14 protein-coding genes are annotated in these 15,018 nt (G+C 53.1%); 12 read left to right on the top strand and 2 right to left on the bottom strand.

What is annotated here, in order from left to right; genetic code table 11:
* Positions 1–7 precede the first annotated feature (7 nt).
* From bamB to HCX89_RS02070, 3 genes are all read left to right on the top strand, one after another.
* Positions 8–1,195 carry an outer membrane protein assembly factor BamB gene (gene bamB, locus HCX89_RS02080; protein ID WP_167714900.1) on the top strand — a complete coding sequence of 396 codons (1,188 nt, stop codon included), beginning with the start codon at positions 8–10 and terminating at the stop codon, positions 1,193–1,195.
* 79 nt (positions 1,196–1,274) lie between these two features.
* On the top strand, positions 1,275–2,741 hold the full coding sequence (der, locus tag HCX89_RS02075) for a ribosome biogenesis GTPase Der (protein WP_039035069.1): 1,467 nt from the start codon (positions 1,275–1,277) through the stop codon (positions 2,739–2,741).
* A gap of 295 nt (positions 2,742–3,036) precedes the next feature.
* On the top strand, positions 3,037–3,444 hold the full coding sequence (locus HCX89_RS02070) for an SRPBCC family protein (protein ID WP_044734165.1): 408 nt from the start codon (positions 3,037–3,039) through the stop codon (positions 3,442–3,444).
* A 76-nt stretch (positions 3,445–3,520) separates the two neighbouring features.
* Here the strand turns inward: HCX89_RS02070 and xseA are convergent, their stop codons facing one another.
* The gene (gene xseA, locus HCX89_RS02065) at positions 3,521–4,864 is read right to left on the bottom strand and encodes an exodeoxyribonuclease VII large subunit (protein ID WP_107004541.1); all 1,344 of its coding nucleotides are present in this window, start codon (positions 4,862–4,864) and stop codon (positions 3,521–3,523) included.
* 118 nt (positions 4,865–4,982) lie between these two features.
* On the opposite strand from xseA, the gene guaB reads away from it, so the two are divergent.
* The 7 genes from guaB to HCX89_RS02035 all read left to right on the top strand — a co-directional run bounded on the left by guaB (position 4,983) and on the right by HCX89_RS02035 (position 12,147).
* Positions 4,983–6,449, top strand: coding sequence for an IMP dehydrogenase (gene guaB, locus HCX89_RS02060; protein WP_025009769.1), 1,467 nt, complete (start codon positions 4,983–4,985; stop codon positions 6,447–6,449).
* Positions 6,450–6,552: 103 nt separating this feature from the next.
* Entirely contained in the window at positions 6,553–8,130 is a 1,578-nt protein-coding gene (gene guaA / locus HCX89_RS02055) for a glutamine-hydrolyzing GMP synthase (protein WP_028779200.1), read from the top strand.
* Between the two features lie 189 nt (positions 8,131–8,319).
* Positions 8,320–9,201 (top strand): LysR family transcriptional regulator, encoded by an 882-nt coding sequence (locus HCX89_RS02050; RefSeq protein ID WP_167714898.1) that lies wholly within the window; start codon positions 8,320–8,322, stop codon positions 9,199–9,201.
* 235 nt (positions 9,202–9,436) lie between these two features.
* Positions 9,437–10,534: an alkene reductase gene (locus HCX89_RS02045; RefSeq protein ID WP_167714896.1), complete on the top strand. Its 1,098-nt coding sequence runs from the start codon at positions 9,437–9,439 to the stop codon at positions 10,532–10,534.
* Between the two features lie 8 nt (positions 10,535–10,542).
* Positions 10,543–11,103: a hypothetical protein gene (locus HCX89_RS23060; protein WP_311044950.1), complete on the top strand. Its 561-nt coding sequence runs from the start codon at positions 10,543–10,545 to the stop codon at positions 11,101–11,103.
* Positions 11,104–11,143: 40 nt separating this feature from the next.
* The gene (locus HCX89_RS23055) at positions 11,144–11,620 is read left to right on the top strand and encodes a hypothetical protein (RefSeq protein ID WP_311044951.1); all 477 of its coding nucleotides are present in this window, start codon (positions 11,144–11,146) and stop codon (positions 11,618–11,620) included.
* 104 nt (positions 11,621–11,724) lie between these two features.
* Complete coding sequence (locus tag HCX89_RS02035) at positions 11,725–12,147, top strand: VOC family protein (protein WP_025009773.1); 423 nt, start codon at positions 11,725–11,727, stop codon at positions 12,145–12,147.
* Between the two features lie 99 nt (positions 12,148–12,246).
* On the opposite strand, the gene HCX89_RS02030 is transcribed toward HCX89_RS02035, so the two are convergent.
* Positions 12,247–13,134 carry a LysR family transcriptional regulator gene (locus tag HCX89_RS02030; protein WP_025009774.1) on the bottom strand — a complete coding sequence of 296 codons (888 nt, stop codon included), beginning with the start codon at positions 13,132–13,134 and terminating at the stop codon, positions 12,247–12,249.
* A 251-nt stretch (positions 13,135–13,385) separates the two neighbouring features.
* Here HCX89_RS02030 and HCX89_RS02025 point away from each other — a divergent pair, with 251 nt between their 5' ends.
* Both HCX89_RS02025 and HCX89_RS02020 read left to right on the top strand, forming a co-directional pair.
* Positions 13,386–14,642 carry an adenylosuccinate synthetase gene (locus tag HCX89_RS02025; protein WP_025886539.1) on the top strand — a complete coding sequence of 419 codons (1,257 nt, stop codon included), beginning with the start codon at positions 13,386–13,388 and terminating at the stop codon, positions 14,640–14,642.
* Between the two features lie 172 nt (positions 14,643–14,814).
* Positions 14,815–15,012, top strand: coding sequence for a hypothetical protein (locus HCX89_RS02020; protein ID WP_156019951.1), 198 nt, complete (start codon positions 14,815–14,817; stop codon positions 15,010–15,012).
* Positions 15,013–15,018 lie beyond the last annotated feature (6 nt).

Here is a 15,018-nt window from a genome sequence, read left to right as displayed (position 1 = left end):
AAGGCCAATGAAGTCGTGGTGTAAAACCCTTTTGGCTTGTGGCATGGCCATAGGCGCACTGACAGGTTGTGCTTCCAGCGATGTGGAAGAAGAACCTGTGAGCCCGCTGCTGGAGATCAATGCCAGCGTATTCCCACAGGTCAGCTGGAGCGCTTCGGTTGGCAGTGGTGTTGGCGATTATTACTCCCGTCTGCGTCCCGCAGTGCGTTACGGCAAAATCTTTGTTGCCGACCGTTACGGTGAAGTAACCGCCTTTGACGAGACCAGCGGTGAGAAGGTCTGGAGCACAGACTTCAGCGAGGCGTTCCGTGATGGCGCCCTGAAAAAGAACAAGGGTGCCCGCTTGGCATCCGGCGTGACAGCGGCCCGTAACAAGGTGTTTGTCGGTGGTGAAAGTGGCCTGCTGGCAGCACTTGATGCCGAAACAGGTGAAGTGCTCTGGCATGCGGTAGCCGACGGCGAGCTGTTGTCCTTGCCCACAGTGGCCGAAGACATGGTGGTGGTTAACAGCAGCTCAGGCTCGCTGGATGCCTTCAATGTCGACACAGGTGAAAAGCTTTGGAGTTATGAAGCGTCCCTGCCGAACCTGACTCTGCGCGGTACCAGCTCTCCGGCTTATGCCCAGGGCGGTTTCTTTGTCGGTACGGCCGATGGTAAGGTCACTGTTGTTATCAAGAACAATGGTCAACCCGCTTGGGAACAACCGATTTACACCCCTAAAGGTGGCAACGAGTTCAGCCGTATGGCCGATGTCGATATGACGCCGCTGTTGCTGGGTGACAACCTGTACGCGGTGAGCTACAACGGTAACCTGGTCAGCATGGAAATGCGCAGCGGCCGTATTGTCTGGTCGCGTAAGTACTCCAGTTTCCACGAGCTGGACACTGCGGGCTTGAGTCTGTATTTGGTGGACGATCACAGCCGTGTATACTCAGTGGACAGACGTAACGGTCTGGAGCTGTGGAGCAACTCGGACCTGACCAATAGGGATTTGACTGCTCCGGCCGTGTTCCAGGACTATGTAGTGGTAGGTGACTTTGAAGGTTATCTGCACTTTATCGATCGCAGTAACGGCCAAATTGTGGGTCGGGTGCAGGTCGACAGCTCGGGCCTGTTCAGTCAACCTCTGGTGGTTGACGACAAAATCTATCTGCAGACCCGGGATGGCAAAATTGCCACAGTAACTCTGCCCTGAACCCAGGCTTTGATACTGCCAAGCCCCTGGGAGTGCGTTCCGGGGGCTTTTTATTGAGAAGTTTTAAAGAGGCAAAAAGATGATTCCTGTAGTGGCCCTGGTAGGGCGACCCAATGTCGGTAAGTCGACCCTGTTCAATCGTCTGACCCGCACCCGTGATGCACTGGTGGCGGATTACCCAGGCTTGACGCGGGATCGTAAATACGGTCGTGCCTATCTGTCAGGTTACGAATTCATCCTGGTGGATACCGGCGGTATTGACGGCACCGAAGAAGGCATAGAAACCAAGATGGCCGAGCAATCGCTGGCGGCTATCGAAGAAGCCGATGTGGTGCTGTTTCTGACAGATGCCCGCGCCGGTTTGACCGCGGCCGATCAGGCCATAGCCCAACATCTTCGCAGCCGGCAAAAGACCACTTTCGTGGTGGCCAACAAGATTGACGGTATCGATGCCGACTCCGCCTGCGCCGAATTCTGGGCCCTGGGCCTGGGTGAGGTGTATCAGATGGCGGCGGCTCACGGTCGCGGCGTTACCAATATGATTGAGTATGCGCTGGCTCCTTTTGCCGAGGCGATGGGGATTAACCCCGATGCACCCGAGGAAGAGAAGGTCGACGAGCGTCAATACACAGAAGAGGAAGCCGAAGCCGAACAGGCCAGACTGCAGGACCTGCCTATCAAACTGGCGATTATCGGCAAGCCCAACGTGGGCAAATCGACCCTGACCAACCGTATCCTCGGTGAGGAGCGGGTGGTGGTTTATGATGAGCCGGGCACCACCCGTGACTCCATCTATATTCCGATGCAGCGTGAAGGCCGCGAGTACGTCATCATAGACACAGCCGGGGTGCGTCGCCGCGCCAAGGTACATGAAGTCGTTGAAAAGTTCTCGGTGATTAAAACCCTGAAAGCGGTTGAAGACGCCAACGTGGTGCTCTTGGTTATCGATGCCCGTGAAGGTATCGCCGAGCAGGACCTTGGCTTGCTGGGCTTTGCCCTCAACGCCGGCCGCGCGCTGGTGATTGCGGTCAACAAGTGGGACGGCATAGACAATGACGTCAAGGAAAGGGTCAAGAGTGAGCTGGATCGTCGTCTGGGCTTTATCGACTTTGCCCGCATTCACTTTATCTCGGCGCTGCATGGCACAGGCGTGGGTCATCTGTATGAGTCCATCGAAGAAGCTTACGACAGTGCTACCAGACGGGTATCCACTTCGCTGCTGACCAAGATCATGCAGATGGCGCAGGACGACCATCAGCCACCTCTGGTCAATGGTCGCCGGGTCAAGCTCAAGTATGCCCACGCCGGTGGTTACAACCCGCCTATCGTGGTGGTACACGGCAACCAGGTATCCAAGCTGCCGGATTCCTACAAGCGCTATATGATGAACTACTACCGCCGCTCGTTGAAGGTTGTGGGTACGCCCATTCAGCTGCGCTTCCAGGAGGGGGCCAACCCCTTTGAAGGCAAGGGGGAGAAACTGACCCTGAGCCAGGAAAGACGCCGCAAGCGGATGATGGCGCACATCAAGAACAAGAAATCCTGATAGGATTTTCGCAAAACAAAGCCGGGTTTAACCCGGCTTTGTTGTTTCCGACCGTCAATCTTTGGGGAGAGTCCGGTGAGCGCTCTTTGGCATTTGGCATATCAAACTCATAGCCAGGCTGCGATTGCAAATGGGTCAAGCAGCTTCAGTGCGGGGCTCACACAGGGGGCAATGCCCTGAGTGTTGAACTGGGGGAGTGTTGAACTTGGGAGTATTGAACCGGGTATTCAAAGGCATATTGAGTCTCTGTGGCTATACTCATAAACGCCCGAATCAATGCAAAAGGAGCTGCACTATGATCATCAAAGTGAATGCCTTGGCCAAGGCTGACCCCGAGTTGGTATGGCGAGCCTGGAATGACCCTGAGCATATCTGCCGTTGGAATGCGGCCTCTGACGACTGGCATACCGTCAGTTGCGAGGTGGATTTACGCCAAGGTGGTCGCTTGAGCTCAAGAATGGAAGCTAAGGATGGTAGCGTGGGATTTGATTTTGGCGGTGTCTACAGCCGGATAGTCCCGGGCAGTCTACTGGAGTTCATCATGGACGATGGTCGGGTAGTGACCACAGAGTTTAAGCAAACTGACGCCGGAGTGCTTATCAGCGAAGCCTTTGAGGCCGAAAAGACCAACTCTGAAGAGATGCAGCGTCAGGGTTGGCAAGCGATACTGGACAATTTCGTTCGCTATGTGGAGGCTCTGTAAGTCGAGCCCAAAATGTTGTACACCTCAATGTTGCAAGCCGTGGGTATAGAAGTTTGTCCAATCAGCACAGCTGGATTCAGTCCTCAATAATGGCTTCAATTCTTGAGAGCAGCGCACCCTGTTTCAATTGGGTGCGCATTTGCTCGCCGACCACAGCGTTCTGGCTGTTTTCCAGGACTTTACCGGCTTCGTTCTTGCTGATGCTGTAACCTCTGGACAGGGTCGACAGCGGGCTGACGCTCTCCAGCGAATGGGCGCTGGCACCCAGGCGTGCCTTAGCCTCTTTCAGTTTATCGGCCATGGCGTCCTGCAACTGTTGACCGAGATAATTCAACCTGCTGGCTTCCAGGCTCAGCTTGTGGGCCGGGCTCTGGGCTTCGAGGCGGCTCTTGAGCTGCAGCTGTCTGTGCTCCAGCCGGTGCAGACGATTGTTGATGGCGGCCGTCATTCTCAGTTGCTGCTCATCAAACTGCTGTACCAGCTGCTCCAGCCGCCGCTTGGGATCCTGGCGCTGCAACTTGTGATCCAGCAGCGACAGCTGTTGGCGTTTGGCCAAGTGCCAGTGTTGCCAGCCCTGGCGCAGCCTGGCCATGGCCGTGGTCAGCTTTTGCCGCTTGTTGTCGACATCCTGGGATACCAGCTCGGCGGCGGCCGATGGGGTAGGGGCACGCAGATCGGCGACATAGTCACTGATACAGGTATCCACTTCATGGCCCACCGCCGAAATCACCGGCAGGGCACTGTTGTAGATGGCGTGAGCCAGATTTTCATCGTTGAAACACCACATATCTTCCAGGCTGCCACCGCCGCGGGTCAGCAGTAACAGATCCACTTCCAGCCTCTGGTTGGCTAGTGTGAGCGCCTCAATAAGCTGGTTGGCGGCGGTACCGCCCTGAACCTGTGAGGGGTAGATCACTACTTCGATGGAGGGATCGCGGCGTTTCAGCACATGCAGTACATCGCGAATGGCGGCGCCTGTGGGGGAGGTTATCACCCCAATGCGCTGGATATTGGCCGGCAGTGGCCGCTTGGTATCGGCGGCGAACAGGCCTTCGGCCGCTAGCTTCAGCTTCAGCGCTTCATACTGCTGCGCCAGCAGGCCATCACCGGCAGGCAGCATGGTTTCGATAAGCAGTTGGTAATCGCCCCTTGGCTCATACACACTCAGGGCTGCCCGCACCAGCACTTGCTGGCCGTTGGTCGGGCGAAAGGTCACATTCTGGTTGCGGCCACGGAACATGGCGCAGCGAATTTGTGAGTGATTGTCCTTGAGCGTCAGATACCAATGGCCCGAGCTTGGGCTGGCAAAGTTGGAAATTTCACCATTGAGCCAAATTCTGCCGAGGTTTCCCTCCAACAAGGCGCGAACTTCGGCATTGAGGCGGGAGACGGTATATACCTGTTTTTTGGGCTCTGGCATGGAATTTGCGTTCAAATTGGAATTTTTCTCTATTTTCCCATTTACCACCCCGGGGTTGCAAGGTATAATGCCGCCGCAATATTTCACCTTCAAATCTGACCCCCGGGGAGATGTTGCAATGCTACGATTAATTAAAGAAGCGCTTACCTTTGACGATGTGCTGCTGGTTCCAGCCCACTCGACCGTTCTCCCTAATACCGCCAATCTCAAGACCCGTCTGACCGACAAAATCGAACTGAATATCCCCCTGGTGTCCGCTGCAATGGACACAGTGACCGAAGCCCGTCTGGCAATCGCCATGGCGCAGGAAGGCGGCTTGGGCTTTATTCATAAGAATATGAGTATTGAACAGCAGGCCGAAGAAGTTCGTAAAGTGAAGATCTATGAAGCAGGTGTGGTTCAACAGCCTGTGACAGTGAAGCCTTCCACGACACTGGCCGAGCTTAAGGTATTAACTGCAAAGAACGGATTTGCCGGCTATCCGGTAATCAATGACGCCAACGAACTGGTGGGTATTATCACCGGCCGTGACGTGCGCTTCGTGACCGATACCAACCGCCTGGTTTCTGAAATCATGACCCCGAAAGAGCGTTTGGTGACAGTACCTGAAGGCACCAAGCTGGATGAAGTACAAAAGCTGATGCACTCCAACCGCATTGAAAAAGTGCTGGTTGTGAATGATGAATTCCAGCTCAAGGGCCTGATCACTGTTAAAGACTTTGAGAAAGCCGAGCGTAAGCCCAATGCCTGTAAAGATGAGCTGGGTCGTCTGCGTGTTGGTGCCGCTGTTGGTGCCGGTGCCGGTAACGAAGAGCGTGTTGATGCACTGGTAAAAGCCGGTGTCGATGTACTCTTGATTGACTCTTCCCACGGCCATTCTGAAGGGGTACTGCAGCGTATTCGCGATACCCGTGCCAAGTATCCTGATCTGCAAATCGTTGGCGGCAATGTGGCGACCGCCGAAGGTGCCCTGGCGCTGGTAGAAGCCGGTGTGAACGCCGTTAAAGTCGGTATTGGCCCTGGCTCCATCTGTACTACCCGTATCGTTACCGGTGTGGGTGTACCGCAAATCACTGCGGTTTCCGATGCCGCTGCTGCCGTTAAGCATCTGGGTATCCCTGTGATTGCCGATGGCGGTATCCGCTTCTCGGGCGATCTGGCCAAGGCGCTGGCCGCCGGTGCATCTTGCATCATGGCCGGTTCCATGTTTGCCGGTACCGACGAGTCTCCAGGTGAAACTGAACTCTACAAGGGCCGTGCCTATAAGTCTTACCGCGGCATGGGCTCACTGGGTGCCATGTCTCAGGGCTCTTCCGATCGCTACTTCCAGAGCGACAACGCTGCCGACAAACTGGTACCGGAAGGTATCGAAGGCCGTGTTCCCTACAAAGGCAAAATCAAAGAGATTATCCATCAGTACATGGGCGGTCTGCGCTCCTGTATGGGCCTGACAGGCTGCGCCACCATTCAGGAATTGGGTGAAAAGGCCCAGTTCGTCAAGGTGACTTCTGCCGGTATGGGCGAATCCCACGTTCACGATGTGACTATCTCCAAAGAAGCGCCGAACTACCGTTCAGGCGTTTAACAAATTCGGGGCGGCATGAGTGTCGCCCTTGGTTTATAAGCAGATAAAAACTGTGCCTGTTACGGCAGGCACTGCAATCAAACTAAAGAGATAAAGGTTATCAATGAGCAATATTCATGAGCACAAGATACTGATCCTTGATTTCGGATCCCAGTATACCCAGCTGATTGCCCGTCGTATCCGCGAAATTGGCGTCTACTGTGAACTCTGGGCCTGGGATGTCAGTGAAGAGCAGATCCGCGAGTTTGCCCCTCAGGGCATTATTCTGGCCGGTGGTCCCGAGAGTGTCACCGCCGACAATTCTCCCCGTGCCCCTGAGTATGTGTTTAACGCAGGCGTGCCTGTACTGGGTATCTGCTACGGCATGCAGACCATGAGCGAACAGCTGGGCGGCAAAGTTATCCAGGGCATAGGCGAGGGCGAGTTCGGTTACGCGCAAATCGAACTGCTGGCCGAATCTGCACTGTTCAAGAACATCGAAGATGCCGTTAACGAAGCTGGTCGTCCATTGCTGGATGTATGGATGAGCCACGGTGACAAGGTCTCGGCCATCCCTGAAGGCTTTGTCGCGGTTGCCAAGACCGAAACCTGCCCTTTCGCCGCCATGGCCAATGAAGCCAAAGGTTTCTACGGCGTGCAGTTCCACCCTGAAGTGACCCATACCCGTCAGGGCAAGCGCATGCTGGAGCATTTCGCACTGGAAATCTGTGGCTGTGAAGCCAAGTGGAAACCCGCTTCCATCATCGAAGACGCCGTTGAGCGCCTGAAAAAGCAGATAGGTGACGACGAAGTGATCCTGGCGCTTTCCGGTGGGGTTGACTCCTCTGTTACCGCCATGTTGCTGCACCGCGCCATCGGCGACAGACTTACCTGTGTGTTTGTCGACAACGGCCTGCTGCGTCTGAACGAAGGCGAGCAAGTGATGGAGATGTTCGGCGACCACTTCGGTCTCAACATCATCAAGGTTGAAGCCGAAGACAGATTCCTCAATGCCCTCAAAGGCGAAAACGACCCTGAAGCCAAGCGCAAGATCATCGGCCGGGTATTCGTGGAAATCTTCGACGAAGAAGCCGGTAAGTGCGTTAACGCCAAGTGGCTGGCCCAGGGCACCATCTACCCTGATGTTATCGAGTCTGCCGGCAGCGCCACAGGCAAGGCCCATGTGATCAAGTCACACCATAACGTCGGCGGCCTGCCGGAAGATATGGAGCTTGGGCTGGTTGAGCCGCTGCGTGAACTGTTCAAAGACGAAGTACGCAAGATTGGCCTGGAGCTGGGCCTGCCTTACGACATGCTTTATCGCCACCCATTCCCTGGCCCAGGCCTGGGTGTACGGGTACTCGGCGAAGTCAAGAAAGAGTACTGCGATCTGCTGCGTCGCGCCGATGCCATCTTCATCGAAGAGCTGCGTAAAGCCGAACTGTACGACCGTGTCAGCCAGGCCTTCACGGTGTTCCTACCGGTTCGCAGCGTAGGTGTAATGGGCGATGGCCGCAAGTACGACTGGGTTGTGTCTCTGCGCGCCGTGGAAACCATCGACTTTATGACTGCCCATTGGGCTCACCTGCCGTACGACTTCCTCGGCCGGGTATCCAACCGCATCATCAATGAAATCGACGGCATCTCCCGCGTGGTGTACGACATCTCAGGCAAGCCACCGGCAACGATTGAGTGGGAATAAACCTTCTCGGGATAGTGGTTAAAAAAGGCGCTTCGGCGCCTTTTTTGCTGCCTATGGGCACGATACCCAAGGAGGCCCCCGGCGTTTGCGAGCATTATCCGTAGAAATCAGTTTGTCAAAAATAACTGTTTTAGCCGGTGATATTTGCTATAAATGAAAAAATTCTTGTGATGTATTTAGGTAAGAGTGATGAAAACACGCTCCGATGACTTGGCAATACTGCTGGCGGTTGTAGACAATGGTGGCTTTTCTCCGGCAGCTGAGCTTTTGGATATCCAGGTCTCGCGGGTTTCAAGGGCGGTAAGTAAGGTTGAGAGTCAGCTTGGGGTTTCAATACTCAATCGTACTACGCGCCGCATAGAATTAACCGAGGAGGGACGGCAGTTTATTGATACAGTTCGTCTTGGTTTGTCGCAAATTCAGCAAGCAGAAGAAGAGATTATCACCAGGGGGACATTACCCAAGGGGCGTTTACGCGTCGATGCCGCAAGTCCATTTGTGTTTCACCAACTGGTGCCGCTTATCCAGCCCTTTATGCAAGCCTTTCCGGATATTGAACTGGAACTGACATCCAACGAAGGATTTGTTGATCTGTTGGAAAAGAAAACAGATCTAGCGATTCGAATAGGTTCTTTAAGCGATTCGACTCTGCACGCACGGCCGCTCGGTAAGAGTTTGCTCTATGTTGTCGCTTCGCCTGAGTACCTCGCAAGACGCGGATTTATCAATAAAAGCAGTGAGCTTATTCATCACGATTTACTGGGTTTTTCCAGCCCTAAAACCCTTAACGATTGGCCGCTCAAAGGGATTGGTCGTATCACCCCAACAATAACATCGAGTAACGGTGAAACGGTGAGGCAACTGGCATTACAGGGCAATGGTATCGCTTGCTTATCGGGATTTATGGTGAAGAAAGATATCAGTGAGGGACGTTTAATCCCGTTATTGGAGAGGGAAAAAATCACCAATATAGGACGAGAGCAGATTAATGCCGTTTATTATAAATCCTCCAATGTTGCCAAGCGTATCTCTGCTTTTATTGACTTTATTCAGCCTAAATTGACGCTATGATTCGGATTTGGGCAAGCTCTCTTTGCGGTTTGCGTCGGCGGTAATCCAGTCTTCCCTAACGTTATTTGTACCTTTCATGGTTCAAGGGAGTCGAATGCTTTTCCTTATCTGGCATTGGGCTTTCATGTTACTTGGTGATTTTTGCGTATATGGCAAAAATGATTTGTCTTTATTGCTCTCAATGCCTCTCTTTGGGTTTGTTACTATGCCGGCCATCACATGAGAGGGCTTTTCTATGACGCAATCACTTTTTCAATCGATCAAGCTGGGTGAGCTACTGCTCAACAACCGAGTTGTCATGCCACCTATGACGCGCTCAAGAGCCAGTCAACCAGGCGATGTGGCCAACGAGATGATGGCAACCTATTATGCGCAGCGTGCCGGTGCGGGCTTGATTGTCTCAGAGGGTACACAGATTTCCGCCATGGCCAAAGGTTATGCGTGGACGCCGGGGATCTACACTCCCGAGCAGATCGCCGGTTGGCGCAGAGTGACTGAGGCTGTACATGCCAAAGGCGGTGCGATTTTTGCGCAGTTGTGGCATGTGGGGAGAGTGACTCACCCGGACAATATTGGTGGTTTGCAGCCTATTTCGTCATCAGACATTAAGGCTGAGAACGTGAGAGTGTTCGTCGATAATGGCAGCGACAAACCCGGTTTTGTCGATGTGGTTCAGCCCAGGGCAATGACAAAGGCCGATATAGAGCAAGTTATCGCTGATTATCGTCAAGCAGCGCTCAATGCTGTTGAAGCCGGTTTTGATGGCATTGAATTACATGCCGCCAATGGTTACTTGATTAACCAGTTTATTGATTCCGAAGCAAACAATCGTGGTGATGAGTACGGTGGCAACCTTGAAAACCGTCTTCGTTTTCTTGATGAAGTGGTTACGGCATTGGTTGACGCCATTGGGGCAGATCGCGTCGGGGTGCGTCTGGCACCGCTGACTACACTCAACGGCACAGTCGATGCAAAGCCTATTGAAACCTATACCGCTGCTGCTGCACTACTCAATCGACATCGTATTGTTTATTTGCATATTGCCGAAGTGGATTGGGACGATGCACCCGATACACCGCTTTCGTTCAAGCAAGCGCTCCGTGAAGCCTATCAAGGAGTGTTGATTTATGCCGGACGCTATAACTTGGAGAAGGCAGAGCAAGCCATTAACGCTGGCCTGGCCGATATGATAGGTTTTGGTCGGCCTTTTGTTGCCAATCCAGATCTGCCGGAGCGGTTACGACGGGGCTATCCCTTGGCTGAACATGATCCCAACACCCTATTTGGGGGCGGTGAAGCAGGGCTCATTGATTATCCAAGTTATCAGGCATAGGGGGTAGCATGTTAACAGCATTCCATGGTCAAGTATTAAAGACCAACCATCGCATCGTCATGGCTCCCATGACACGTTCACGTACTTCTCAACCGGGAGACATTCCCAATGAGATGATGGCTGAGTATTATCGGCAACGCGCCAGTGCCGGGCTCATTATTACCGAGGGAGCACCGGTTTCAGCCATCGCGAGAGGCTATTCGATGACCCCCGGGATTTATACCCCTGAGCAGATCCAAGGCTGGAAAAAAGTCACTCAAGCTGTCCATCAGCAAGGGGGAAAAATCTTTGTTCAACTTTGGCATGTGGGGCGTCGCAGCCATGCTAATATCGCCGGCTCGCAACCTTTGTCACCATCGGCGATTAGCATTCCAGATCAGGTGTTTGGCCCGTTGGCTGAAGGCGGCTTCGGTATGGTGGCAACACAACAACCAAAAGCGATGACAGAAGCAGAGATTAAAGCCACTACCGCAGATTTTGTGCAAGCAGCCCAAAATGCAATCGAGGCGGGGTTTGATGGCGTTGAAGTGCACGCCGCACATGGTTATCTGTTCGACACTGGAAAGTAATCAACGACAAGATCAATATGGCGGCAATCAAGAGAATCGGATGCGTTTCTTGTTGGAAACGCTACAGGCACTCTGTGAGGCGATTGGCGCAGGCAAGGTCTCTGTACGTTTATCCCCTTATGTTAACGAAGGCTTTGCCGGCGAGGACCCGGAAATCGTGCCCTTGACGTTGGCCTTGCTGGAAAAGTTGCAGCCGATGAATCTTGCATATGTGCACTTTTCGGAGAATATCTCCCGTTACTCGGTAGTACCCGAGGCATTTCGTCGCCAGGTTCGCAGTGTATATAGCAATCCTATTATGGTGGCGGGCAAGCTGACCAAGCAAACAGCGCAGAGCTTACTCGACAAACAGTATGCCGACTTTGTTGCCTTTGGTACGCCTTTTGTGACCAATCCGGACTTGGTTGCCCGTTTTACCCATGACTGGCCATTGGCTGAGTTCGATGCAGATGCAAGGCTAACTTTATATGGTGGTGGTGAACAAGGTTATATCGATTACCCAATTTATAAGGTATAAGCCGACAGGGTTCATTGGTTCCCCTGCTGCAGGAATATGAGGGGATAAAATCTGGGGTTACATCATGTCCAAGTCAGTTCAGCATATAAGGTAAGAATAAGAAGATGAAACAGAACATTGTCCATATTGCACTGGTAGTAAAAGACTACGATGAAGCAATCGATTTTTATACCAATAAGCTTCAATTTGAGCTTATTGAAGACACTTACCAACCAGAGCAGGATAAGCGCTGGGTTGTAGTTGCGCCGCCCAATTCCCACGGAGTGGCTTTGTTGTTGGCAAGGGCTTCAAAACCTGAGCAATTAGACTTCATTGGTAATCAAGCGGGTGGTCGTGTATTCCTTTTCTTGAATACCGATGACTTTTGGCGAGACTACGAGCGTATGCAGTCAGTAGGTATCGAGTTTGTACGTGAACCCCAAGAGCAGGATTACGGTACGGTAGCGGTATTTAAAGATTTGTATGGCAACCTTTGGGATTTACTTCAGTTGAATCCTGAGCATCCAATGGCGAAAAGGCAAGCATAACAAATGGCTATGGCGTCAATGGTTATTTTCCCATCTGACGCCGGCTTGTTAAGTTTCCCTGCAGCCGGAAGTCGTTGAATGCCTGTTACCTTCACACAGTTAACCCACACTCGGCGACTGCAATATCTCTTCATCCACCCAATGGAGCAGTTTCTTGATGGCTTTGGATAGCACCTGGTTCTGGCGCACTATGTAACCCAGGCTGGCGGAAGGGAAGCTGGGCAGTGGGGTAATGCTGGACTGCAAATTGAGTTTCGGGTGCAGGGCGAAGTCCGGCACTATGGCGATGCCGAAGCCGGCTTCGGCCCAGTCGATTTGGGCATCCACGCTGCCCACTTCCATGATGCGGTATTCCGGCAGTTTGAGCTCAGGCAGTGCCGGGTCAATCAGATCCCGGGTGCGGGTGTCGTGTCCCAGCAGTATCAAGGTCGGTGCTTCCTGCGGGCTGGGGACTTTTCCTCTCTGCCAGGCCTTGAGATCATTGCCCAAGGCGTACCATTTCACTTGTTTCAGCTCGGTAAAATGCAGCGGCTGACTCTCTTTTTGCGCCATCACAAAGCCGAGATCTGCCTTGGCACTTTTTACCAGGTCTGCCGCCTGTGAGGAGGTGGTATTCAGCAGAGTCAGGTCGATTCCGGGGAATTCGGTTTTGAACGATTGAAACGGGCCTATCAGCAGCCATCTGGAAATAATATCGCTGGCGGCTATGGTCATGGTGCCCTGGCACAGATCATTGATGGCGTTGAGATCGGCCTGGCAACTTTGCAGCTCCATCAGGGTGTTGTGCGCACTCCTTAGCAAGCGCTCACCGGCTTGGGTCAGCCGAAATGGATTACGCTCAATCAGCTTTACTCGGGTAGTTTGCTCCAACTGTTTGATATGCAAGCTGACATTGGGTTGAGTCATATGCAGCTCATTGGCCGCCTTGCCGAAGTGTTCCAGGCGGGCCAGGGTGACAAAGGTTTTAAGCCAGTGGAGTTCGAGCATAGCAGCCTCTTTAAGAGTTTTTTAAGCGGTACTTTTGCAGCTTTGGGGCAGGCGCTTTATGGTTGGCGGCTTGGCCTTGGTCTTAGTCATGGCCTTAATCATGGCCTTGGTCACGACAATTGCCCGCTATCTTCGATTCCGATGCAAAATATCCCGATATGGATTTCTTATCAAGCCAATAATGATTATTAATTTTTCTTATTTATGCAGTGGTCATAGGATAGACAGGTTTTTGTTTAGGAGAACTGGAAATGTCGTCTATCGTTGTAGTTGGTGCAAACTGGGGTGATGAAGGTAAAGGCCGTATCGTGGACTATCTGGCAGATAGCGCAGCGGCGAGTATACGTTTTCAGGGCGGCAACAATGCCGGCCACACAGTTGTGAATGACTTTGGTACATTCAAACTACATCAACTGCCTAGCGGCGTATTCAATCCTGGTTGTTTGGCGGTATTGGGCCCCGGCATGGTGATAAGCCCGGCGCCACTTTCCGAAGAGATTGCCGAGGTAAAAGCCGCCGGAGTCAATGTCAATCTGTGCATTTCCGACCGGGCGACTCTGTGCCTGCCAATCCACGCCATTGAAGATACTCTGGAAGAAGAGCGTCTCGGTGACGGCGCTTACGGTTCTACCCGCCAGGGCATTGCCCCGGCTTACGGTGACCGGGTAATGAAAAAAGGCATTCTGGTGGGTTGGTTGAAGCAGCCTGAAGTACTGCGTGAACGTATCCAGTTTATGCTGGACTGGAAACTGCCGCAGCTCAAGGCGCTGTACCCCTCCTTTGAATTTTCGCAAACCGCAGAAGAGATGACAGCCTGGTTGCTGGAAGTGTCTGCCCCTTGGCGTGATGCCATCTGCAACGTGAGCGAGCCACTGAAAGCGCTGCAGGCAAAAGATGAAAACCTGTTGTTTGAAGCCCAGTTGGGCGCGGGTCGTGACCTGGTTTACGGTGAATACCCTTGGACTACATCTTCCAACGTGACCGCCGCTTATGCCGGTCTCGGCAGTGGTTTACCGGCACTGCGCCCCGAGCGGGTGATTGCCGTAGCCAAGTCCTTCAGCTCATCAGTGGGAACCGGCACCTTGATCACCGCCATGGAAGAGCAGGACAGCTTCCGCGAAGCCGCCAATGAGTATGGCGCGGTAACCGGGCGTCCCCGTGATATGGGCTATTTCGATGCCGTGGCCACCCGTAATGGTGTCGAGCTGCAGGCAGCTACCGAAGTGGCGCTGACCAAGCTGGATTGTTTGAGTGGGATGCAGGATCTGAAAATCTGCATCGATTATCAGGGCGATCACAGCGAAAACCCGATTTGGCCACAAACCTCAGCCTTGGCGCCGGTTTATGAGCAGATGGAAGGCTGGAGCGAAGACATCACGGCTTGCCGCACCTTTGAGAGCCTGCCTCTGGCGGCGCAAAAGTATGTGCAGCGGGTTGAAGAGCTGATGGGCGTACCGGTAAAAATGATCTCTGTCGGCCCGGAGCGGGCGCAGATGATCCTCCGCTAACAGCCTCTTGTGTGCCATGCCGCAACCTTAGCTTGTTAAAGAGAGCGGAATAAAGAGAACTGATTTAGGGCCCCATTCACTTTTACCGAGTGAATGGGGCCCTTTGGTTTTATTGGCTTGCAAGATAAACTCTTGGAGACATGGACCTGCTCCAGAAAAAGGAATAATGACCATGAGCAAACAGCAGGAAACGGCAAAGCCAAACTCAATATCTCAGCGAGATGAGCCGCTGGTTCGGCGGCTCACGGATGAGGAGATAGCCGAGCTCAGGCGGGATATGGCCGAATCGGCTGCCTGGATGCGAGCCGAATTGAAACGGCGCAGGGAAGCCAAAGATAAAGCGGACCAGCCTCAGGAAGCACAAGGCTAAGGAATC

The sequence above is a fragment of the Shewanella sp. Iso12 genome (assembly GCF_012030025.1).
GTDB classification, from domain to species: domain Bacteria; phylum Pseudomonadota; class Gammaproteobacteria; order Enterobacterales; family Shewanellaceae; genus Shewanella; species Shewanella algae.
The sequence above is the reverse complement of the archived record's forward strand: the minus strand, read 5'-3'. Positions and strand labels throughout refer to the sequence as shown.

Coding starts and splice junctions, on each gene's coding strand:
- bamB (WP_167714900.1), top strand. CDS start 8: ATGAAGTCGTGGTGTAAAACCCTTTTGGCTTGTGGCATGGCCATAGGC.
- der (WP_039035069.1), top strand. CDS start 1,275: ATGATTCCTGTAGTGGCCCTGGTAGGGCGACCCAATGTCGGTAAGTCG.
- HCX89_RS02070 (WP_044734165.1), top strand. CDS start 3,037: ATGATCATCAAAGTGAATGCCTTGGCCAAGGCTGACCCCGAGTTGGTA.
- xseA (WP_107004541.1), bottom strand. CDS start 4,864: ATGCCAGAGCCCAAAAAACAGGTATATACCGTCTCCCGCCTCAATGCC.
- guaB (WP_025009769.1), top strand. CDS start 4,983: ATGCTACGATTAATTAAAGAAGCGCTTACCTTTGACGATGTGCTGCTG.
- guaA (WP_028779200.1), top strand. CDS start 6,553: ATGAGCAATATTCATGAGCACAAGATACTGATCCTTGATTTCGGATCC.
- HCX89_RS02050 (WP_167714898.1), top strand. CDS start 8,320: ATGAAAACACGCTCCGATGACTTGGCAATACTGCTGGCGGTTGTAGAC.
- HCX89_RS02045 (WP_167714896.1), top strand. CDS start 9,437: ATGACGCAATCACTTTTTCAATCGATCAAGCTGGGTGAGCTACTGCTC.
- HCX89_RS23060 (WP_311044950.1), top strand. CDS start 10,543: ATGTTAACAGCATTCCATGGTCAAGTATTAAAGACCAACCATCGCATC.
- HCX89_RS23055 (WP_311044951.1), top strand. CDS start 11,144: ATGCGTTTCTTGTTGGAAACGCTACAGGCACTCTGTGAGGCGATTGGC.
- HCX89_RS02035 (WP_025009773.1), top strand. CDS start 11,725: ATGAAACAGAACATTGTCCATATTGCACTGGTAGTAAAAGACTACGAT.
- HCX89_RS02030 (WP_025009774.1), bottom strand. CDS start 13,134: ATGCTCGAACTCCACTGGCTTAAAACCTTTGTCACCCTGGCCCGCCTG.
- HCX89_RS02025 (WP_025886539.1), top strand. CDS start 13,386: ATGTCGTCTATCGTTGTAGTTGGTGCAAACTGGGGTGATGAAGGTAAA.
- HCX89_RS02020 (WP_156019951.1), top strand. CDS start 14,815: ATGAGCAAACAGCAGGAAACGGCAAAGCCAAACTCAATATCTCAGCGA.